Below are 21,887 nucleotides of genomic sequence, written 5' to 3'. Positions count from 1 at the left end.
CTTTGTTTTTTGTAGATTTTTCAAATCCACAAAAAAGCAAAGTGTTAAAATGTTTCTCACTTTGCTCCATCTTAGTTTCTAATACATTTTCTGTTTTTCTTGTTCTTCCTCTGCCAGTTCTTCAAAATCATCATTTGTATTTTCCTCTTTAAGATTTGGATTTTCTTCTAAAGAGATTTCTTTTTCTTTTAAATGAATTTCTGTAAGTTCTTTTAGCTTTTCTCTATTTCGATTATCGGAAAGTACATAATCTAAAAAGGCATAGATTAAATCATTGTCGGTACTTTCTTCTGCTCCGGTTATCTGTTTTTCAAATTTCTCAAACACGCCTCCTTTTTCTACTTTTCGTTTCGTGTCCGCCTTTCTTTTTAGCTGTGATTTCTTTTGTCTTAGTTGCTTGATTTTGTTTTCCGCCTGTTCTTTTTTCTTAGTTTCTTTTTCCAACTGGCTCATTACATTTTCTAACTCTTTCATTTTTCATTCCTCCATTTCAATATTGTTGTGTTCCAAACAAAGAAAGGCTAAGCACCTTTCTTTGATACTTAACCTTTCCCATCTCTTTAGAATTTATCTTCTAAAAGTTTTCTTAGTTTTTCTAAAATCCTATCCCTCCTTTTCCCAATTGCTTGATAGCTTACTTTTTCTTTTTTGCCAATCGACCTGAGACTTTCTTCTTTGTAGAAAATGGCTTCTATCAGCTCTCTTTCTTTTTTTGTGAGTGTAGCTAATGCCTTGTTTAATTCTTCGATCTGCATTTTGACCTCTACAATTTTTTCTAAGTCTATTCTTTCATCTATGATGTTATCTACAAAGTGTCCGTCATAATCCATTGCTGAAAATGGAATCACGTCATACTTCCAATCCTTTCTCTGAAGATATTTTTCATGCTCGGTTATCTTCCAATAGGCTTTATATACTTCTTCACTTACAGGTACAGCTTTCCCTCTAACATAGATGTGATATTCTTTTTTACCCATTGTGCTATCCTCCTTTTTCTGCTCTCTGTTTTTGCTTTTTGAGAATAAAAAAGGAGGACTTCTACACTTTGGCGTAAAATGTCCTCTTAGGTTAAAAACTAATACTTTATATGATTTTCTACTTTGTTGGTTTTGATAAAATGATATTGCTATGTGTAAGCAATTACAAACATAAAAAAGGATAAATATATCTTATGCTAATAACAGAATTTGATGTTCCCATTATTTATCCTTCCATAAAACTTATATAAATCAAATCTTTCTCCCTTCTTAGATTAGTTTTTCCATGCTAATCATTTATTTTTAGTTGCAACATATTCTTCAAACATCTTGATTATCTCAGTATCCGAAAATCCTAACTCATATAGTTTTTCCAACAGCATTTTTGTTAGTGTATTCGAATACTGATTTCTTAACTCAATTATTTTCTGATCACTTTCAATAACAAAATATCCTTTACTTCCACGACTAACAATTAGTCCCTGTTTCTCAAGAACTTTTAAAGCTTTTTGAACTGTTGCAGGATTACATCCCTCCCTCTGTACTAAAGCCCTTATAGGTGGCATCTGTTGTCCCGGAGCATAATCTCCTCTTAAAATAGTCGCTCTTAACACTGATGCAATTTGTAAATATGGATATATTTTCATTCGTTTTTATTTTTCCTTCCTCGTACAAATTTCCAATATGCAGAGTATGGAATAACTGTAGCGAATAGAAGATAATATTTATTAGCAAACATATCAGGGGTTCCTTTTGCATTGAAATGAACAGGAATTTTCTCTGGAAGAAATATGCAAATAATAAATATTACAAACATCATTCCTATCAGCACTAATACATCTTTCAAAAATCTTTTTTTCATGGCAAATCTCCTTTCTATTTGTCAATAGCTTTCTATTTTCCTAAAATTTATCTAACCACCTTATAACTTCTACAAATGTATCCCTATTAATTGAATAATAGATATAATTTTTATATCTACTGTCGGTAATTAATTTACTCTTTTTTAATAAAGATAGATGATAAGATATAGTTGCTTTTTCTAATTTAAAATGACTTGCTATTTCTCCAGCAGTTAAATTTTTATTAGAAATAATTAATAAAATATCCATTCTAATGGGATTTGATAGGGAATCAAATATACTAACTAAATCTATCATCTTTTACTCATGAAATATTGCAAATAAACTTAATATTGAAATAAACACCATTATATCTTTTAATAATTTTTTTCATAGAACATCTCCTCCTTAAACTAAAAATTTAATCTACAAGTTTTTATATAAACGCCACCCGCAATAACGAGCAAAATAAGTGCTACTCCCAATAATGTAGGTACTATAGAAAAATGCAAAAACCAATGGAAAAGAATTGGTATAACTAATGCAGCCATTCCAATAATTGCAGATACAATAACAGGCATACTCTGTTTTACTATCATCATCTCACTTTCCCATTCAAAGTTGGGAAATTTTTTATTCAAAGAAATTCCAATCACTGTTATAAAAACGGAATAACAAATAGGAACAATTATTAAGCTGATGGTTTGAATAATTTCCATATCAAGCTTTAGCAAAAATATAAACACAGAAACAATATATCCAATTAAATGAAGCGTAAGATTTACTGCAATCTTAGAATTTAAAATCGTTTTTACCCTAATAGGAGAACTTTGCAAAATCCAAACATTTTTACCTTCTAAAGATATGGAAAATGCTGCCGGACAACTAAGTAAAAACATTGAAGCAATACACATCGGAGCAAAATTTGAAAGATATTCATTAACATTTTCGATTCCCGAATATTCCCCTATTTGTTGTAAAGAATTAAAAAGAAGAAATATGCTGAAAACACATAAAAGTATTACACCAAGACCTGCATTCAATACTGCCATATATGAATTTAGAAACAGTCCCATTTCTTTTTTATATAGGGCAAAAAATACTGATTTTCTATTATTCGAATTTTTGTTGTCAGAATATCTTGTTGTTGTTTTAGCAAGAGTATTAAGCAACCCATACTTCAATGAAACCACTTTGGCAAATATATAAAAAAATACTATTGAAAGAACAATAAATAATCCTACTCCAATGTAAATTGGAAAATTATAGTATTCCATAAATAGCTTAGATAACGGGTACAATCCGGTAATTTGCTTAGAAAGCATAATCCCAATACTATTTTCATTACCTGATTTCATAGCTGACACTGCAATATATCCAATTATCCCTATCATTGCAAATGAAAAAATTAAAGCAATAACATTTTTTCTCTTAAAGAAAGATGAAGCAACAACAATAATGATTCCCATACATGCTGCTATACACATAGGTATCAACGGAACAAAAATTATGGAAGTAAAATACAATATAATATGTAATGCATTTAAACTTCCGTTTAACACCCAAACAATTCCCCCCGGAAGCATAAACATCAATCCTATTAAAAAATTCAATAAATACATAAACATAAACTTGCTGCTTATAATATCCGAACTTTTTACAGGCAATGACAAAAGATTTTCCATATCACGACTGCCAAATAAAATCCCATTCGAATAAAATATTGTCAAAAATAATATTGCAAAGCTTGATACCGATACCATATATGCCGGTATCAACTCCTGCTGTCCCAGTTGTACCAATGTTTTGGCTGTTATGATATTATAAACAAAGAAAAATATAGCAAGAGTTATTATTCCAAAACTTGCAATAACAATTGAACTTTGTTTTTTATTTCCCGGCTCTTTCATTTCGTTGATCGGAAAGAAATTTATCAATTGTGCTCTAATTAGTATCCAAATTTTGCTCATTATCCTGCACCTCCATGAAAAAAGTTTCCAAAGATTTATTGCCTTTGACTTCTTCTGTATTTCCGCTCGCAATTAACTTTCCATTTTTTATAATTGCAATTTTATTACATAATTTTTCTGCAACATCCAATACATGTGTTGAAAAGAAAATAGCTCCTCCATCTGATACGCATTCGTGCATTATTTTCTTTAGTAGAAAAGTTGCTTTCGGATCAAGTCCAACAAAAGGTTCATCTAAAATTAGTAACTTTGGAGAATGCACCAGTGCAGAAATAATCGCCGTTCTTTGCTTCATGCCATGTGAATACGAAGATATCATTCCCGAAAGATGTTTCGTCATTTCAAATAAATCGCCGTATCTCTGAATTCTTTCTCTGCGTATTTCAGTAGAAACTTCAAATAAATCAGCAATAAAATTGATGTACTGAAATCCTGTCAGATGTTCATATAAATCCGGATTATCCGGAATGTATGCCATTATTTTCTTACAAATAACAGGCTCTTCTTTAATAGAATGCCCGTCAATCGTTATACTTCCATTCTCAAAATCATGAATTCCAACTACCGCTTTTATCGTTGTAGTTTTTCCGGCTCCATTTGCACCAATGAATCCATAAATATCTCCAGGCTGTACTGAAATGGATAAGTTTTCAACAGCCTTTTTGTTCCCATAGAATTTACTAAAATTCTTTATCTCTAACATAATTTCCACCTCCATTGACAATTTGTCAGTTATTCCTTGAAATAAAACCGATAACTTGTGTATCAGTAGCTATCGGCAAATTATTCTCCTTGCAAACATTCTATTCTTTTTTAATTACTAAAGAGCTTTTTCGTATTTAAGCTTTGTTCAAGCATTATCTTAAATGCATTTAAGTAGTTATCAACAGGTTCTTCCTTTAAATATCTTATACTTATGTTATTTGAAACAAAAACATAAGCTGTCATAAGCAACTCTGCTGTTTCTAATGGATATTTTACAGAAAAAACTCTTTCCATTATTCCTTGATTTATAATCTTTTCAAAATATATTGTCAGTTTTTCAACAAGCTTATGGGATAACTTATCTATCATATATTGATTTTCTTTAAGGTCAATTGTTTTTTGTAGCACTGTACCCTCTGCTGAAATATTTTCTGAAGATATAATTGTGACATCTATAAAAGATCTGATTTTTTCTATGGCAGTTTTATCTTCATCATAAGCAATAATATAAATATCTTTCAGTAGTCTATCTGAATATTGTTCTACAAGACAATATAAGATATCCTCTTTATTCTTAAAGTGATAATATAACAACCCTCTTGATATATTTACTTTATCAACTATATCCTGAGTTGTTGTATTAGTATATCCTTTCTCCATAAAGAGTATCATTGCAGCATCCATAATCTCTGCACGTCGTATTTCAGGTTCTTTTACATCTCTCATTTTATACCTCCTATTATTTATATAATACATCTAAACTGACAAATTGTCAATTGATTTTAATCTTGTTATTTTATGCTTTTTCATAGTCTTTTCAAAACCTTTAGCTTCTCCTGTTTTTTTCTCCTCTCTCCTTGCCTTATATCTTTCCTCATATTCTTTTTGCTTGCCGTTTGCTTTACGCTTGAGGTAGTTTTGATGAAGTCGGTCTTTTCTTGCTCGTTCTTTTTCTTCCTCCTCTGTTAATTTCTGCATTTCTTCTTCGGATAATTCTTCTTTCGGCGGTTCATAATTCCCGATAAAGTTGAAGTAGATTTCGACTTTCTGATTGGCGGTTTGACTGCCCTTTCGATCTCGTTCGTGGACTAAGATTTTTTCTACAAACTCGTTAATGATGGTCGGTGTCAGTTCGTCAAAGTTATCATAGCGTTCAATCAACCGGATAAACTTCTTGGCTCTATCGGTTTCTTTTTCGTATCGCTTGATGGCTTTTTCCAACCCATCGATTTCTTTGCTAAGTCCCCTTTGCTCTGTTTCATACTGATTGTTTAAGATTTCATATCGGGTGTTCGGTATCTTCTCCAATATCATATCTTCGTATATTCGACACATTAAGCGTTCCAGTTCCTGAAGTCTGTTTTTACTATCTGTGAGCCTTGTCTTTTTCTTTTCCATTTCCATTTTCTCGGTTTCTTCCATTTCGTTTTGAATGGAATGGAGAAAGGCTTCATTATCTTCATCAAGATAATTTTTTATATCTTTTAATGTTTCTTGGATAAGGTTTAAGACTACTTCTGCTTTTATCCTGTGAGCTGATGGACATAGCGTTCCGCAAGGCACTTTCTTATAATTACTGCAAACATAATAAGGAATATTCTTATAGTTATTTGTCCTATGAACATACATCTTGCTTCCACAATCTGCACAATACATCAGTCCTGTTAGTGGGTGATATTCGCCCCAACCATCAGGATACCTTTTTACATTTCCTCTTATCCTTTGCACATTATCAAAGGTTTCTTGGTCTATGATTGCTTCGTGAGTATTTTCAAAGATGAGCCATTTATCTTCGGATACATATTTACTTTTCTTATCCTTGAAATGTTTTCTTGTTTTAAAGTTAACTGTATGCCCTAAGTATTCTTTTTTCTTTAAGATACTGGCAATTGTGGAACTACACCAACGATAAGGATATTCAAAGTTTTTGCTTTGATGTAATCCATATCCCATTTTTTGCTGATGATAAGCGGGTATATCTATCTTATCTGCTTCCAGTATCTTTGCTATTTTGTATGGTCCTGCTCCGTCCATTGTAAGATTAAATATTCGTCTTACTATCTCGGCTGCCTTTTCATCTACAATCCACTTATCTTTGTCTTTTTCATCTTTGATGTAGCCATAAGGTGGAGTGCTTGCCGTATGCTTTCCGCTTTCTCCTTTTGATCTAAATGTAGATTGTATTTTTCTTGAAGTATCTCTTGCATACCATTCATTCATAATATTTCTAAAAGGGGTAAAATCATCTTCTCTGTAAAAGCTGTCTACATTGTCATTGATAGCAATCAGTCTTACGCCCTTTTGTCTTAATATCTCCATACATTGACCGACTTTGAGATAATCTCTGCCGAGTCTACTCATATCCTTTACGATGATACAACCGATATTTCCAGTATTTACTCCATTCATCATTTCCATAAAGGCTGGTCTATCAAACTGTGTCCCGCTTATTCCGTCATCTGTAAAATGGATGATGTTGGTTAAATTATTCTTACTTGCATATTCTTCAAGGATTTTCTTTTGATTAACGATTGAGTTACTTTCTCCTTCAAGTTCATCATCTCGACTTAATCTCTCATAGAGTGCTGTTATCTTTTCAAAACTTCTCACTTTTTCCTCCTTTCTCTTAATTTCTTAAATAAAAAAGAATTAAGAAGTACATGTTTCACTAAAACAGTGATTAAGTGTTCTCCTTAATTCTATTACTCCTGCTGCAAGCTTATATTTCTTATATTGCTTAACTGCAAAATGGCTTGGGTCTTTCTTTTCAAGAGCTTCAAATAGCCTATCAATTGGGTTCATATAGGTTTCGTCATCTTCTCTGACTTCACTTGCGTCAATCATATCTAAAAGCGTCTTAAAGTTCTTTTCTTCTTCTGGTGCTTCATAATAGATATAACCGATAAGGGCGGTGTAATATAACTTCTCAGCCTTTACCCAGAAATCTTCTCCTGCCTTTTCTCCATCTCCCTTGGTGTTGGCAATTATAGTTTGGACAAGCTTTAAAATATCTTTTTCTGATCGAAGATAAGCAAATGGATTGTATTTCATAGATTTTTTAAAGTTTATTGTATTTAAAATCTTTATGTCATATCCATTTTCATAAAGCATTTTTCCACACTCTAACACAAGTGTGCCTTTAGGGTCTGTTACTACATAAGAAGAATGCATTTGCATTAGATTTGGCTTTACATAAAATCTAGTCTTACCTGATCCAGAACCACCTATTACTAATACATTTTTATTTCTAGCATATTTAGGGTTTTTAGGTCTTGAGTTCATTGTTAGTCTTTCGGTATTAGTTATTAGTACATTGTTTTCAAACTTAGGGTCAATATATGGAGCAATATCCTTGCTTTCTCCCCAGGAAGCGTTTTGTCAAGTACCTTTTTATATTTATGGACGCTCTTTCTGTAAGCCGTATTAACTTTTAAGCAAAGAAAAACAGTAAACCTTTTTTGATTCACTGTTTCTCTTTGTTGTATTATGCTTATTTCTTAACGGTTATATAAGTTAAGCCATTTTCCAATCATTTATGTGTTTGCATGAGAATGACTGTGTATATGCATAGGGTTAAATATAAAATGTCTATGCTCATGCGAATGTACTACTTTTCCGTGCTTATGCTGGTGGGTATGGACATATCCATTATATATTTTTTCGTTACCAAGCGTATCTTTTATCATAATCAATGTGCTGATTATCATAATGCCGAGGGCGATATAAAATTTTACTGTTGGTCTTTCACCCAAAATGATAAAACTAAATCCCACTCCTAAAAATGGTGCTATAGAATAAAATGCACTTGTTTTTGCTGCACCCAAGTTCTTTTGTGCCATAATATAAAAATTTATACTTAAACCATATGCCACAAAACCAAGTAACATAACCGCAAGTATATATAGTATTTCAGGTAGATGTTCTCCAATGATAAAAGCAATAACAATACTGCCAATACCCGAGAAAATTCCTTTTATTAACACAATTTCCTCAGAACTTTTATCACTTATACTTCTTGTACAATTATTCTCAATCCCCCAACAAATACAAGCACATAAAACAAACATTGAACCTTTATTCAGTGCTAATGCTTCCATCCCCTCAAAGCTAAGAATGACGCTTGATAAAAGTACAAGGACAATAGCAATCCATAATCTTTTAGAAATTTTTTCCTTAAAAATCAAAAGGGCAATGACCGATGTTGCAACAATTTCAAAGTTATTAATTAACGAGACATTAGCAGAATTTGTATTGGCAATGCCAAACATCAGAAATATCGGTGCTGCTATATCAAGAACAACCATTGCAATTGTATAAGGTAAATCATTTATATTAAGCCATTTTTCGTCAGTCAATTTGTTTTGAGTTTTCTTTATTCCAAGTAATATCCCAATACCAACACCTGCTCCTAAATACAAAAAACCGGCAAGCATTGTCGGAGACACATTTGCTAATAATATTTTCGATATTGGTACATTGATTGCATATAATGCTGCTGCTAATATTGCAAAAAATGTAGCTGTTTTATTTTTACTCAGTGTCAAAGCCCCCTTTCTATCTTTTTTAATATTATACCATTTTTTCACTTAGTTTTATAGGTCTAACTCATTCCTCTTTACCTGTGATAGTCGCTTTTCGTGTCCCTCTATTTGCTCTATACAGGTTTTAACTTTTTCAGCCTGTTCAACTTCTTCTCGTATCTCCAATATTTGACTGTATAGGTTCTTTTTCTCTTTCTTCAAAGTGGCAAGTTCTGATTTCCATTTACTGATGGCTAAGGTTTTACTTTCTCCTAAATGGTCTTTCAAATATTTCTTAGCACTTTCAAATAAAATAATTTCTGCCGTATGCTCGTTATAAAAATTCCCCTGTTTGCTTTTCTTTGTCTTGGTATAGGCTTTGTAGGTGTCCTTATGCTTCAAATATTTTTCTGACTGGTCTATGAGTTTTGTTTTATCATCAACTTTCTTTTCGGTATCTTTTAAGGCTCTTGTGGTCTTGTAATTCTTATCTCGTAAGGTAACTATACTTTCTTTTAGCTGGGATAATGAAGTGATATTTTTATCTTTGAGTAGCTGATAACTCTCAATATATTTTTCTAAATCAGCATTATTCTTATCTGCATTTTCACGGATAAGATTTTCAAAGATTGACTGCAAATTTTCTTTGAGTGGGAGGGTGAACTTTGTATTTTCATTTTCTGTATTTTCTTCTTTTCCAATTCCCCTTATCCAATTTAGCAATGCCTTTATTCTTCTTGAGATTTCTTTTAATATCTTGTTTTGATGTATGATTTCTCTGTTGATGTATCCTCTGTCTGTGGATATGCCTTTCTTTTCCATTTGTGTTGCTGATACTCCTAAATGAATGGTCGGTATTTGTTCTATTCCTTGCCTTAGATAAGAGCGATGATCCACTTTCTCCTGTATGCTGTTTTCTTCAAGATATTTGTTTGTGATATCTGCCCATGCTTTTCGCCACTCTTCTGCTTTGTCTTGCTCATTCCAATCTGTTGTATTGATTTTTCGTGTTTTGTAATTTCCATTTTTGAGTTTTACTTTTTCTCCGTTTTCATCAAGGATATATTCCTTTTTTGATTTTGCTCCCCATGTTGTATCCTCGTTTAGTGGTCGCATGGTAAGTAATATATGACAATGTGGGTTTCCATCATTTTTATCATGTATTGCAATATCGGCACACATACCTACTTTTACAAAATTTTCTTTTACATATTCTCGTACAAGATTTATTTGTTTCTCTCGGTCTAATTCTTTGGGTAAGGCTACTTCAATTTCTCTTGCAAGTTGTGAGTTTTTACTCTTTTCTATTTTTTCAACACTATTCCATAATGTCCCTCTATCTGAAAATTCCTGTGGTGCATTTTGTGGTAAAAGAATTTCTGTATGGGCTATTCCACCTTTTCTTGTAAAGTCATGGACTATACCGTCATATTCGTTTTTTATCTTCTCGCCACTTCGATAGGCGGAAGCTGCTACTGCACTTTTGCCTTTACCTCTTGAAATAATCTTTATGCAAAGATGATATATCGCCATAGTAAAAAACCTCCTTTCCATTTTCTGATATGGTTATGGTGGAGATAGATAGAACTTCCTAAAAAAATCGGATAGCTTTTTATCCGATTTCTTTTGGGAAGTACACAAGGGGTAGGAAATTTATTTCCGTAGGGGAGTGTAGCTCCCCCTGTATCAGCGTTAGCTGATATGCCCTCTGCTAAGAGCCTTCGGAGAACGCACGCACCTGTTAAGGTGTATATGTGCGCCCTTGTAAACAAGGGACTATTCCTCTATGTCCGTTTCTTCCTCTTGGGTTTCGGTGTTTTGATTTTCCGTTTCTTCTCTGCTTTCAATGATTTTTTTAATTTTGATATTAGCTTCTTCTTTACGAATTAGAGATGTGATTAGCTGATAAAATTCATCTTTGGTTAAATTCTTACTTTCTGTAAATATGCTTTCAAAGACTGCTCCTTTTTCATATATCCTTTTATCTCTCTTTTTTCTTTCTTCCTGTTTCTGCTGACTGATGAGCTTTTTCCTTTTGTTTTGTAACTGCCTGATTTCTTCATCTGCCATTAAGATTTTTTCTTCTATGTTTTTCATTTTCTCGTTTCCTCTCTTTCTAATTTTGAGCAAAGAAAAACAGTAAACCTTTTTTGATTTACTGTTCCTGTGGTAATTTTTATTAAATTGTTAGTTCTACAAACTGGGATTTATTTAGTTAAAGTTTTCCCAAAAATAAAATATGAAATAGTCCATAAAACTATACCTACAAATAAAAATATTCCAAATACTTTTACATAGTCTAAAACACTATTCAATTTATACCAACCACTTATATATAATAAAGGCAACACTGTTACCAGCATAATTAAGAAGTGTATGACTGATTGCTTAAACAATGACCAATTTTCGATTTCATATATTACAGAAGCTGCAGCTACCGAAGCTATAATGATACCAACTATGAATGTCCCTCTAACCTGGAAAGGATCTATCCCTTGATATTTCATTATTATTGATATTATTGTCATTATGATTAAAGGAATAATTCCCCTAAGTATTGCTATCTTTATTAACATTTAATTACCTCTACAAATTCTAATTTGTTTATCTATATTGACTAATATTATAGCATTTTTTTCGATATTTTTCTACTGTCATATTTCTCTACTCACTACTATTTGTCCTTTGAATGTATTACTTTGAACAGCTTATCTTGAAATGTCTCTTTACTCTTTTTATCAAAATATATCTCTGTTACAAAGGTCTTTCCATTTATCTTCTTTGTAAGAATGCCATCGGGCTTTTGATGTTGTTCTGTCTGTATTTCTTTAATATCTGTTTTCTCATTTTCTGCCATTTAGTTCCTCCTTTCGACTTGCACAAAAAAAAGATTTCCTGTGATTAGGAAACCTCTTTTGCGATTAATTGATATTTGGTTTTAGGTTGTTGCTTGTAGTTTCTTTTTTGCTCTGTATTCTCTTGCTTTTAATTTTTCATACTCTCGGCACTTTTCAAGATTTTTGGCTCTGTATGCTTTAGAATATGCCCTATGATAAGCTCGTGATTTTTCTCTCCTTGCTTCTTCTATTTCTTCCCTCATCTGTATCATTTCTTGTTCTGTCGGCTCTATCTGTTTTGTAAGTTCATTTTCAAATTTTCCGATATAGTTAAAATAAACCTCTATTCGTTGAACTACATATTTTGCTCTTTTTACATCTCTTTCATGCACTGCGATTTTACTGATAAACTCATTGATAATGGTAGGGGTAAGTTCTTCAAAGTTGGAATAGCTTTCTGCAAGTCTGATAAATTTCTTTGCTCTTTGGTTTGCATTTTCACATTCGGATAAGCGTTCTTTGATTTCTTCTTTTTCTGCTTTTAAGGTGTAGTATTCTTCTGCATACTTTCTTGATAACTGCTCATAGCGTTCTGTATCCAGATTTCCAAGTGCATTATCTTCATAGAGTTTATTCATCACTCTTTCTATCTGTTCCATTCGATCTGTGATTTGTGGCATACGCTTTTGATTTTTCTTGACTTCTTCGGTCTGTTCTTTATACAGACTCTCTTTTACAAGTTTCTCAAATTCTGCTTTGTTTTCCAAAGAATACTGTGCTATCTTTCGCAAGACTTCTGCGATATTTTCCATAACCTCATCAACATCAATTCGGTGTGGGGAGTTGCATTTGGGGTGCTTTGCTTTCCCTTTGGCATATTCACTGCAATAGGTTACATGCTGTACTCTTCCATTTTTGTGTATGGTGCGAATGTGCATTTTTGTTCCGCAATCTTTACAGTACATCAAGCCTGAAAGTGCGTGAATTTCTCCATCTCCGTTTGGTCTTTTTACAGGTGCATTTTTTAACATACGCTCTACATTTTCAAAGGTAGTTCTATCTATTATCGGCTCATGCACATTTTCTGTTATTTGCCATTTGCTTTTATCTACATAATGGTTTCTCTTATCTCTGTAATGCTTTTCGGTCTTGAAGTTGACTACATCACCACAATACTCTTGTCTTTTCAGTATGCGTGTTAGAGTTGCTTTGTTCCAGTTATATCTGTTTTCTTCATTTAGTGGTTTGTTTTTTGCTGTTCCTCTGCCTTGTTGTTTCATATAAAAGGTTGGGGTTAGTATTTCTTTTTCTTTCAGGTAAACAGCTATCTGATTTCTGTTTTTCCCCTCCATAAATAGCCTGAAAATGAGTTTTACAACTTCGGCAGCTTCTTTATCAACGATCCAATAATCTTTGTTCTCAGGGTCTTTTATATAGCCGTATGGGGCTTCTGTTGCGACAGGCTTTCCGTCTGCTCCTTTGGTTTTAATTCCTGTCTTTACTTTCTTGCTGATGTCTCTTGCATACCACTCTGACATGATGTTGATAAATGGGGCAAATTCCAATGTGTTTTGGTCAATGCTGTCTATTCCGTTATTGATAGCGATAAAGCGTACATTGTTTCTTCTAAATATCTCCATCGCATTTCCTACTTGGAGATAATCTCTTCCCCATCTTGTCATATCTTTCATGATGACAATTCCTATTTTGCCTTGCTCTACATCGCTTATCATCTGTGTATAGGCTGAACGGTCAAAGAACCTACCGCTTTCGTCATCGTCGATATAGTGGCGAATGTTTATCAGCTTTTTTTCTCTTGCATACCTTTCTAAAAAGGCTTTTTGATTTACAATACTATTACTCTCGCCACCGTCTCTATCTTCATCACCAACTGAAAGGCGGGAGTATAGTGCTGTAATTTTATTGTGATATTCTATCATGGCATTATCCTCCTTTTCTCGTGTCTATATATCACTCCTGTTCAGTTAATATTATGCAACCCATCTTGCAGATCCATACTCTTTGCCTTGCCTATATTTCTTTTTATTTTTTCCTTTGCTATAAACAACTAGCTTAACAAGACCAGCAACTGAAAAACCTACTAATAAGTCCCTTGGATTAAGACTTGGTATATAAGATAAAGTTCCTATATCAGAAATTCCCACCATTATTCTATCAATAATATCTCCTCCTACATAAGAGTTTATGTGCTTAGAAAAGATATTTCCAATATAGAAAAAGGATAAATAAGGAATGTTTGATAATATAAATTTCTTTGAGTTGTCTATTTTAATTAAGTTTTTAATATCAGAAAGAATAGATTCTAATACCTTATTCATCGTAGAAACCTTCACTATCTAATAAAATTAGTAGGTAGTGTCTTCCCTTTGGTGTTATAAATGTTTGTATTCCTACAAGTGTACCTAGTGGATCAACCCATTCCTTGACTTCAAAATATCCCTTGTTCTTATCTGCATAAGGTAAGAGTTTCTTTTTCTTATCTCTGTAAATTAATCCCTTATCCATTAGAAAACTTATAAATTGATTTTGTGGTATTCCTAACTCCTTGGCAGTATTTCTAAAGTTTGTTAGTAGGTTATAATCTACTAATTTGTCATAATAATCTGCCTTTGGTCTTAATTCTTCAATTTCTTCTTCTCTTTCAGCGATAATTCTATTGGCTAAAAGAATTGCATCTGCAAGTAACTCTTCGTTAGTTTTCTTTTCTTGCCCTGCTATATATCCTCCGTTTTTTCTAATACTTGGTAAGACTTCTCTAGTTACCCAAGTTTTGAATATTTTTGCTTGTGGTAGTTTTGATGAGAGGATAAGTGAATACAATCCTGATTCGTTAATTATTGAAATATTCTGTATTCCTCCAGGGGTGTTCCATTTCGTTACACCCTTATCTTCCTCATCTACATGGTCATAAATAGCTTTTCTTGGATTGACATATCCTAACATGGTTGCTACTTCATTTGCTATAAAGAAAAACTCACCGTCTTTTTCTATAACAGTGAGTTTCCCAAAATTCTTATTTTCAAATGTTTTTAAATTACTTATCATAAGCTTTGCTCCTTATGTTTATTTTTAACTTTATCTTTACTAATGGTGTCCTTAGCCATATCTTTAAACTTATTTATAGTCTTCGTTATTGAATCTTTTCTATCGGCCTTTCTTTCAGAAGCCTTAACTGCTTTTTTAAAGGCGTGTTCCATTACCTTTATATCCTTAGATTGAAAAAACACAGAGTGGTTACCAGTTTCCTTATCTTTCATAACAGAAAACTTCACTCCGTGTTTATTTAAAATTTTCTTTAGTTCTTTTAACTCAGGATCTTTTAGATTAATTTCTTCTAACTGTCCCTTTTTAACCATATCTTTTAGCTTTACTTCTTCTCCGTTATTTTTTATTACATTTTTCAAGCCTCCTTGTTCCTCTATTTGCTTGTGTACTTTCTTTAAGGCATCAAGAATTGCTTTACTTGTTGCTTTTGCAAGTCTTACTTCAAGATTAAGACTTGACCTTGATACTTCTTCATTAATCATCTATTCCACCTCCATATAAAAGTAACTCTTTGTATTTTCTTAACTTCTCTTGTTGAATTTTTCTTCTAAAATCTTCTCCTGTAACTTTAACTGGTATTGTCATTTCAAGTATTCTTGAATATATTCTCTGATACTCAAGGTCAATGTTTGGATTTTGAATAATTTCCAATGATAAGTTTGTAGTGAAAATCGTCGGCCTACTCTTTAAGTATCTTGAGTTTATAATGTTATATACTTGCTCTCTTGCATAAGATGTATCCCTTTCAATTCCAAGATCATCTAATATTAACAACGGAATATTTGATAGGTTATCTATAATTTCATTTGAATCTAGCTTAAATGCTGATTTTTGTATTTGATTTATAACCTGAGATAAATTCATAATCTTAACTTTAACTTGTTCTCTTTCAATTAATTCATTTGCTATTGCACAAGCAAGGTAAGTTTTTCCACTGCCAACATCTCCATAAAATAAAAGTCCAACATTGTCTTCCTTCATTTGTTCAAAACTTTTAGCATAATTGTAAGCAACCTTGTAAGCTTGACCTTTTTCATTTAAGTATTTCTCAAAAGTATATTGGTGTTGGAGCGGCGATGAGAAGCAATCTCTTTTCAATGATGATATTTTCATCAGTCTTTCTCTTTCTTCATTTTCCTTATCTCTTTTTATTTCACATTCGCATTTAATTCTGGGAATAAACTTTGTAAATCCAAGGTCAAGTAATTCTCCATCGACTCTTTTACCGCATACCTTGCAATAGATATGCCCATTTCTTTCAATATCATTTTCTCTTAATACAAAATCTTTTAAACTTGTCATAAACTCTCTCCTATATCGTAATTCATTTTCCTTGTTGTATTATCATTAATGTTTTTCGACTGATCATTAAGATACCAATTGATTATCGTTGCCTTGTGGTCTTGATACTCTCTGTTATTTGCTTTCATATATGACGAGAGCCTATCAATGTATTCATTAATTCTACTTCCTAACTCATTTGTTAAGTCCTTGTATTCTTCATCAGTCAAAAATATATTTTTATATATTCCATAAGGCTTTTGACCTTTACTAAAATCATTCTTTCTTAACTCATTATTATTAATATTGTTATAGTTACCTTCCGATTTTCGAAAATCTTGACTTTCGATATTCAAATCTCTTGAATTTCGATTATCGAACTTCTGGAATTTTGTTTTTCGAACTTCTTGATTTTTTAATTCCATATTATTAAATATGCTCATAAAGTCTTTAACATAAATTCTGTTAGGCTTTCCCAGTCCTTGTCTTTTCTTTTCAATCAGTCCTATTCCTGATTTAATATCAAGTTCAGCTATTAATTTATTTGCTTTTTCACTCGCACAATTAAATTGATCTTTTATGCTTTCAATTGTGTAATAAATAAAGACTTTTCCATCTTCATCTATCCAGCCATTTTTATATGAAAGACCCATTCGATTAAGCATATATGAATACAAAACTTTAGCTTCAATAGAAATGCTCCCAAAAATCTCATCTTCCATTAATACCATAGGTAACCTAATGAAGTTATACATTTCAGATTGCCTATTATAAAAATAATCAAAATTCATTCCTACCTCCTCTCTTTAAAATAAAAAAGACGACAGAATTATTGCTTTCTATCGTCTACGGTTGTCTTATATTTATTTTTCTTCAAATTGATTTTATTGTATAGTTTAATAATTCTAATAATCCAATAACATATATACCTAATTTAGGTAATCCAAATGGACTAAATAAAAATGCTAATATTAGTGCTTCAATTACAATTTGCTTGTCTCCTTGAAAAATGCTAGCTATTCCAATTATAAAAATCAAAGTAGAAACTACGCTTAACAACGCAGTACTCAAACTTAATATGAAGGTTAAAAAAGCTATGAGCAAACTAAACACTAATCTTATCGGTAATAAAATTATTCTAATTATCCATCTCATACATACTCCTAAAAATTAAACTGGGATTCATAACAAACCCCAGTTTCATAATTAGCGTGTCCTTTAATATAATTTTGATCCTGCTGGAATATTATCATCCAGCATTATTAAGTTAAGTTTTTCTTCACCGTCATACTCACAAATTGCAGATATAATCATACCTTCTGAGTCGATTCCCATCATCTTACGAGGAGGAAGATTACAAATTGCAAGTAGTGTCTTTCCAATTAAGCTCTCTGCGCTGTAATATTCCTTAATACCAGATAAAATAACTCTTTCTTTTTCAGAACCATCATCTAATGTAAATTTCAAAAGTTTTTTTGACTTAGGAACTTCTTCGCAGTATTTAACCTTTACAACTCTAAAATCAGATTTTGAGAAAGTTTCAAAGTCTACCATATCTTCAAATAATGGTTCAACTTTCACTTTTGAAAGGTCAATTTCTTCTGTCGTAAGTTTGTCGTAAGTTTCGTAAGTTTCTTTTGACAAGCCCCCATTTTCTGCCTTTTCTAAGCCTATTGGCTTCATTGTTGGGAATAAAAGTATATCTCTTATACTGGGTTGGTCTGTAAGAAGCATAATCATTCTGTCTACTCCTATACCTAACCCTCCTGTTGGAGGTAGACCTACCTCTAAAGCGTTTATATAATCATAGTCCATGGGATGAGCCTCTTCATCTCCCATTTCCTTTTCTCTAACTTGTTGCTCGAATCTTTCCTTTTGGTCAATAGGGTCATTTAATTCAGAGAAAGCATTAGCAAATTCCCAAGTGTTTATAAAGGCTTCAAATCTGTCTGTAAGTCTTGGATCCTCCACTGATCTTTTAGATAGTGGGGATACTTCCACAGGATGTTTTAGAATAAATACAGGTTGGACAAGTGAGCTTTCGCAAAATTCTTCAAACATTTCAGATATTACATGACCTCTTGTCCAATTAGGATCAACATCAAGTCCCTTTGCTTTTGCAATTTCTCTCGCCTTATCATCTTCATCTATTTCATTAAAGTCCACTCCGGTAATTTCTTTTATGGCATCTATCATAGTCAGCCTTTTCCATGGGGCTTTAAGGTCTATTTCTGTTCCTTGATAGGTGATTTTTGTAGTTCCATATAGGTCCATGGCAGCTTTTTCAAAAATTTCTTCAGTAATTCTCATCATGTCTTCATAGTCTGCATAGGCTTCATAAACTTCCATATTGGTAAATTCAGGGTTATGTCTTGTATCCATTCCTTCATTTCTAAACATTTTACCCATTTCATATACCTTGTCGAAGCCGCCTACAACTAATCTTTTCAGGAAAAGCTCATTGGCTATTCTAAGTTGCATGTCCATGTTAAGGGTATTGTGATGAGTTATAAAGGGTCTTGCATTAGCTCCCCCTGCTATGGTGCTTAAAATAGGTGTCTCAACCTCTAAAAATCCTCTACCGTCAAGGTATTCTCTAATTGATTTAACTATTCTGCTTCTTTTTAAAAAGATTTCTTTAATTTCAGGATTTACTATAAGGTCAACATATCTCTGTCTGTATCTAAGGTCAGGATCCTTTAAGCCATGGAATTTTTCCGGGAGAATTTGCAAAGATTTTGAAAGCAAAAGAGTTGATTCTGCTCTTACTGTTATTTCTCCGGCCTCGGTTTTAAAAACCTCACCTTCTACTCCTATTATATCGCCTATATCGTAACTTTTTACGTCTTCATAGCCTTCAAGAAGAACGTCTTTTCTGGCAAAAATTTGAATTCTTCCAAGCTTATCCTGCAGGTCTAAAAAAGCAATTTTACCATGTCTTCTCTTGCTCATTATACGACCAGCAACTGAAACTTTTTTGCCATTATATTCTTCAAATTTGTCTTTAATGTCCTGTGAATAGTCGCTGACATTATACTTTGATATTTTAAAAGGGTCTTTTCCTTCTTCTCTTAATTCCTTTAGCCTTTGCCTCCTTAAAAGAAGCATTTCATTAAGATTTTTTTCTTCAGAATTTTGCATTATTACCTCCTAAAAAGAAATATCAGTTACTTCATACTTAACTAAACCGTCAGGTATTTCTATTTCAACGACGTCTCCTATTTTTAAACCTATAAGCTTTGCGCCTACAGGACTTTCATTTGAAATTTTACCATTAAGTGGATCGGCTTCTGCAGAACCTACAATTGAATATTCCTCTTCGTCTCCGTCTGTTAAATCCTTTATTTTAACAATTGAACCTATATTCACAATTTCCTTGTTAAGTTTATTTTCATCTATAAGCTTTGCATTTCTAAGCATCATTTCAAGCTTGGCAATTCTTTCTTCAACTTGTGCCTGTTCGTTTTTAGCTTCATCATATTCGGAGTTTTCTGAAAGGTCTCCGTATCCTAAAGCAACTTTTATTCTCTCAGCTACTTCTTTTCTTCTTACAGTCTTTAAATATTCAATTTCTGATTCTATTTTTTCTAAACCTTCAGCTGTAAAGAAAATATCTCTTTCTACCACAATATCGCTCCTTAAAGTAAATATTTCCACGCCTTAATATAGGCTTTTGAGAAATATCTTATTTCAAATAATATAATTCAAACAAAAATTAGGCGTCCTACGCCTAATCTCCCCTTAAAATCCACATCATTATAGTTTATATATCCCATAATGTCAAGCTTTATCTATGTTTAGTTCATAATCTGCTATTAGTTTTTTAACTTCCTCATAATCCATAGTCCTGTTTATTTTATCCCTTAGGTCTTTTGAGGCGGGCATTGACTTAAAATATCCCATAAACTGTTTTCTCATTTCAAGAATTCCCTGTCTATATCCCTTGTATTTAACATTTAAGTCAAGGTGATAAAGTGCCATTTCTATCCTGTCTTTATAATCAGGCTTCTTATATTCCAAGCCTCTAAATCTATTATAAATCTCCTTAAATATAAAAGGATTTCCTATTGCTCCTCTACCTATACTTACTCCTGCAACCTTTGAGTAGTTGATTTTCTCAATAGCATCTTCATAGGAGGTAACGTCCCCGTTCCCTATGAGGGGTATTTTAACTTCTTGAGCAATTTTCTTTATATAATCCCAATCAGCCTTACCCTTGTAATATTCTTCCCTAGTTCTTCCGTGAAGGGTTATATAGGAAATACCTGCTTTTTCAGCAGCCTTTACTACAGCAAGGGAATCTACTCCATCTATTCCCTTTCTAATTTTTATGGATACCGGAACTGTTGAATTTTCAACTACAGATTTCATAATACTATAGGCAAGATCAGGGTCTTTTAAAAGAGCTGACCCGCAATTGTTTTTTACAATTTTTGGCGCCGGGCAGCCCATATTTATATCTATTGAATTAAATCCTAAACCTTTAAGTTTTTCTCTAACTACATATCCCATAATATCCGGATCATCTCCAAATATTTGCACAGCTACATTTTTTTCTTTGGGAGATATAGCTAAAAGATCTCTGGATTTTTTATCATCATAATAAAGAGCCTTTGCACTTACCATTTCAGTAACCGTCATGTAGGCACCCATATCAGAACATATTTCTCTAAAAGCCTTGTCTGTGTATCCTGCTAAAGGCGAAAGTATGGCTCCTTGTATTTTATCCTTCAAACTTATCCTTCCTATTTAAATCATAAATAAGCTTTAAACCTTTTAAAGTTAAAAACCTATCTATAACAATATTGTATTTTGAATCTGATGTTAAAAGAGAAGAGAAGCCCCCAGTTGAAATTATATTTAAATCCTTAAGATCCATATTAAGCTCCCTTGCTATTTTCTCAAGAATTCCGTCTATCATGGAGGTGAAACCATAATAAAGTCCCGCCTGCATAGCCGCAACTGTGCTTGTTTCAATTACCTTCTCAGACTTCACTATTTCTATTTTAGGAAGTTTTGAAGTCATCATAAAAAGTGCTTCGGCGGATATTCCTATACCGGGCATAATAAGTCCACCCAAGTAATTGTTGTCCTTATCTATTACGCAAAAAGTCATGGCTGTACCTATATCTATTATAATACAGGGGCCTCCGTAATTTTTTATAGCTGCAACCGCATTAACTAACCTGTCAGCTCCCACTTCATCCGGATTTACATACTTGATTTTTAAACCCAAATTCAAATTTCTATTAACAACTATAGGCCTTTTATTAAAATATTTAATTACCATACTCGGCAAGGTGTGCATAAGATTAGGAACTACTGAAGATATAATAACATCATCTATCTCATTTACATCTATATTTGCGTGAGACAGACTATTATAAAAAAGCATTCCATACTCATCTGATGTTCTTGTTTTAACAGTGGCTATTCTGAAATCGCTAATAAGTTCATCATTATGATAGACACCGAAAACTATAGTAGTATTGCCAACATCTATTACTAATAACATAGTTTCCCCCATAGATAATTTTTTTTAAGTATATCCTTTGAACCTATAAAAATCAAGTAAGGGCAAATAATTTTACAGTAGATACGAATTTTAAAATAACATAAATTGCAATGAAATTAATATTGACAGAATTGTCAACTTGTATTATGATTTCAGTGAACAATAGGAGGATAA

At 32.4% G+C, this 21,887-nt stretch carries 23 protein-coding genes and 3 pseudogenes; all 26 read right to left on the bottom strand.

Features of this window, described 5'->3' with window-relative positions:
* Window positions 1–78: 78 nt before the first annotated feature.
* The 26 genes and pseudogenes from PEPCATONIAE_RS05795 to PEPCATONIAE_RS05670 all read right to left on the bottom strand — a co-directional run bounded on the left by PEPCATONIAE_RS05795 (window position 79) and on the right by PEPCATONIAE_RS05670 (window position 21,713).
* A complete protein-coding gene (locus PEPCATONIAE_RS05795; protein ID WP_101560534.1) occupies window positions 79–474 on the bottom strand; it encodes a hypothetical protein in 396 nt (131 codons plus the stop codon).
* 86 nt (window positions 475–560) lie between these two features.
* Window positions 561–977: a sigma factor-like helix-turn-helix DNA-binding protein gene (locus PEPCATONIAE_RS05790; protein WP_002838528.1), complete on the bottom strand. Its 417-nt coding sequence runs from the start codon at window positions 975–977 to the stop codon at window positions 561–563.
* Window positions 978–1,270: 293 nt separating this feature from the next.
* The gene (locus PEPCATONIAE_RS05785; RefSeq protein ID WP_002838493.1) at window positions 1,271–1,624 is read right to left on the bottom strand and encodes a GntR family transcriptional regulator; all 354 of its coding nucleotides are present in this window, start codon (window positions 1,622–1,624) and stop codon (window positions 1,271–1,273) included.
* Window positions 1,621–1,839, bottom strand: coding sequence for a DUF1648 domain-containing protein (locus PEPCATONIAE_RS05780; RefSeq protein ID WP_002838519.1), 219 nt, complete (start codon window positions 1,837–1,839; stop codon window positions 1,621–1,623). The genes PEPCATONIAE_RS05785 and PEPCATONIAE_RS05780 overlap by 4 nt, the downstream gene beginning before the upstream one ends.
* 40 nt (window positions 1,840–1,879) lie before the next feature.
* Window positions 1,880–2,137 carry a metalloregulator ArsR/SmtB family transcription factor gene (locus PEPCATONIAE_RS05775; protein ID WP_036764702.1) on the bottom strand — a complete coding sequence of 86 codons (258 nt, stop codon included), beginning with the start codon at window positions 2,135–2,137 and terminating at the stop codon, window positions 1,880–1,882.
* A gap of 95 nt (window positions 2,138–2,232) precedes the next feature.
* Complete coding sequence (locus PEPCATONIAE_RS05770) at window positions 2,233–3,789, bottom strand: hypothetical protein (protein WP_138160161.1); 1,557 nt, start codon at window positions 3,787–3,789, stop codon at window positions 2,233–2,235.
* Window positions 3,764–4,492 (bottom strand): ABC transporter ATP-binding protein, encoded by a 729-nt coding sequence (locus PEPCATONIAE_RS05765; RefSeq protein WP_138160159.1) that lies wholly within the window; start codon window positions 4,490–4,492, stop codon window positions 3,764–3,766. Before PEPCATONIAE_RS05765 ends, PEPCATONIAE_RS05770 begins: the two co-directional genes overlap by 26 nt.
* Window positions 4,493–4,602: 110 nt before the next feature.
* Entirely contained in the window at window positions 4,603–5,220 is a 618-nt protein-coding gene (locus PEPCATONIAE_RS05760) for a TetR/AcrR family transcriptional regulator (protein ID WP_002838505.1), read from the bottom strand.
* 80 nt (window positions 5,221–5,300) lie between these two features.
* Window positions 5,301–7,104: pseudogene (locus PEPCATONIAE_RS05755) on the bottom strand (DUF4368 domain-containing protein).
* A gap of 96 nt (window positions 7,105–7,200) precedes the next feature.
* Window positions 7,201–7,869, bottom strand: a pseudogene (locus tag PEPCATONIAE_RS05750) (type IV secretory system conjugative DNA transfer family protein); the annotation flags it as partial.
* Window positions 7,870–8,027: 158 nt separating this feature from the next.
* A complete protein-coding gene (locus tag PEPCATONIAE_RS05745) occupies window positions 8,028–9,080 on the bottom strand; it encodes a DMT family transporter (RefSeq protein ID WP_019117184.1) in 1,053 nt (350 codons plus the stop codon).
* Between the two features lie 6 nt (window positions 9,081–9,086).
* A complete protein-coding gene (gene mobQ, locus PEPCATONIAE_RS05740) occupies window positions 9,087–10,547 on the bottom strand; it encodes a MobQ family relaxase (protein WP_009428357.1) in 1,461 nt (486 codons plus the stop codon).
* A gap of 243 nt (window positions 10,548–10,790) precedes the next feature.
* Window positions 10,791–11,111: a DUF3847 domain-containing protein gene (locus tag PEPCATONIAE_RS05735; RefSeq protein ID WP_019117185.1), complete on the bottom strand. Its 321-nt coding sequence runs from the start codon at window positions 11,109–11,111 to the stop codon at window positions 10,791–10,793.
* 110 nt (window positions 11,112–11,221) lie between these two features.
* Window positions 11,222–11,590: a DUF3021 family protein gene (locus PEPCATONIAE_RS05730; RefSeq protein WP_018659265.1), complete on the bottom strand. Its 369-nt coding sequence runs from the start codon at window positions 11,588–11,590 to the stop codon at window positions 11,222–11,224.
* A 98-nt stretch (window positions 11,591–11,688) separates the two neighbouring features.
* Window positions 11,689–11,871 (bottom strand): transposase, encoded by a 183-nt coding sequence (locus PEPCATONIAE_RS05725; protein WP_018659264.1) that lies wholly within the window; start codon window positions 11,869–11,871, stop codon window positions 11,689–11,691.
* Between the two features lie 81 nt (window positions 11,872–11,952).
* Window positions 11,953–13,791: a recombinase family protein gene (locus tag PEPCATONIAE_RS05720; RefSeq protein ID WP_019117186.1), complete on the bottom strand. Its 1,839-nt coding sequence runs from the start codon at window positions 13,789–13,791 to the stop codon at window positions 11,953–11,955.
* Window positions 13,792–13,851: 60 nt separating this feature from the next.
* A pseudogene (locus tag PEPCATONIAE_RS05715) lies at window positions 13,852–14,190 on the bottom strand (VirD4-like conjugal transfer protein, CD1115 family); the annotation flags it as partial.
* Entirely contained in the window at window positions 14,183–14,917 is a 735-nt protein-coding gene (locus PEPCATONIAE_RS05710; protein WP_138160155.1) for a phage antirepressor KilAC domain-containing protein, read from the bottom strand. The pseudogene PEPCATONIAE_RS05715 and the gene PEPCATONIAE_RS05710, both read right to left, overlap by 8 nt.
* Complete coding sequence (locus tag PEPCATONIAE_RS05705; protein WP_000606600.1) at window positions 14,914–15,399, bottom strand: PcfB family protein; 486 nt, start codon at window positions 15,397–15,399, stop codon at window positions 14,914–14,916. Before PEPCATONIAE_RS05705 ends, PEPCATONIAE_RS05710 begins: the two co-directional genes overlap by 4 nt.
* Window positions 15,392–16,219, bottom strand: coding sequence for an ATP-binding protein (locus PEPCATONIAE_RS05700; RefSeq protein ID WP_138160153.1), 828 nt, complete (start codon window positions 16,217–16,219; stop codon window positions 15,392–15,394). Before PEPCATONIAE_RS05700 ends, PEPCATONIAE_RS05705 begins: the two co-directional genes overlap by 8 nt.
* Complete coding sequence (locus PEPCATONIAE_RS05695; RefSeq protein WP_138160151.1) at window positions 16,216–16,989, bottom strand: replication initiator protein A; 774 nt, start codon at window positions 16,987–16,989, stop codon at window positions 16,216–16,218. Before PEPCATONIAE_RS05695 ends, PEPCATONIAE_RS05700 begins: the two co-directional genes overlap by 4 nt.
* Before the next feature lie 82 nt (window positions 16,990–17,071).
* The gene (locus tag PEPCATONIAE_RS05690) at window positions 17,072–17,353 is read right to left on the bottom strand and encodes a CD1845 family protein (RefSeq protein WP_019124101.1); all 282 of its coding nucleotides are present in this window, start codon (window positions 17,351–17,353) and stop codon (window positions 17,072–17,074) included.
* 63 nt (window positions 17,354–17,416) lie between these two features.
* On the bottom strand, window positions 17,417–19,339 hold the full coding sequence (lysS, locus tag PEPCATONIAE_RS05685; protein WP_138160149.1) for a lysine--tRNA ligase: 1,923 nt from the start codon (window positions 19,337–19,339) through the stop codon (window positions 17,417–17,419).
* A gap of 9 nt (window positions 19,340–19,348) precedes the next feature.
* Entirely contained in the window at window positions 19,349–19,825 is a 477-nt protein-coding gene (gene greA, locus PEPCATONIAE_RS05680; protein ID WP_138160147.1) for a transcription elongation factor GreA, read from the bottom strand.
* A 153-nt stretch (window positions 19,826–19,978) separates the two neighbouring features.
* Complete coding sequence (gene dusB, locus PEPCATONIAE_RS05675; RefSeq protein ID WP_138160145.1) at window positions 19,979–20,932, bottom strand: tRNA dihydrouridine synthase DusB; 954 nt, start codon at window positions 20,930–20,932, stop codon at window positions 19,979–19,981.
* Entirely contained in the window at window positions 20,922–21,713 is a 792-nt protein-coding gene (locus PEPCATONIAE_RS05670; protein ID WP_138160143.1) for a type III pantothenate kinase, read from the bottom strand. The genes dusB and PEPCATONIAE_RS05670 overlap by 11 nt, the downstream gene beginning before the upstream one ends.
* Window positions 21,714–21,887 lie beyond the last annotated feature (174 nt).

Origin of the sequence: Peptoniphilus catoniae, from assembly GCF_901447155.2 — a bacterium.
Lineage (GTDB): Bacteria > Bacillota > Clostridia > Tissierellales > Peptoniphilaceae > Peptoniphilus_E > Peptoniphilus_E catoniae.
This window is presented reverse-complemented; position numbering and strand designations above follow the sequence as displayed.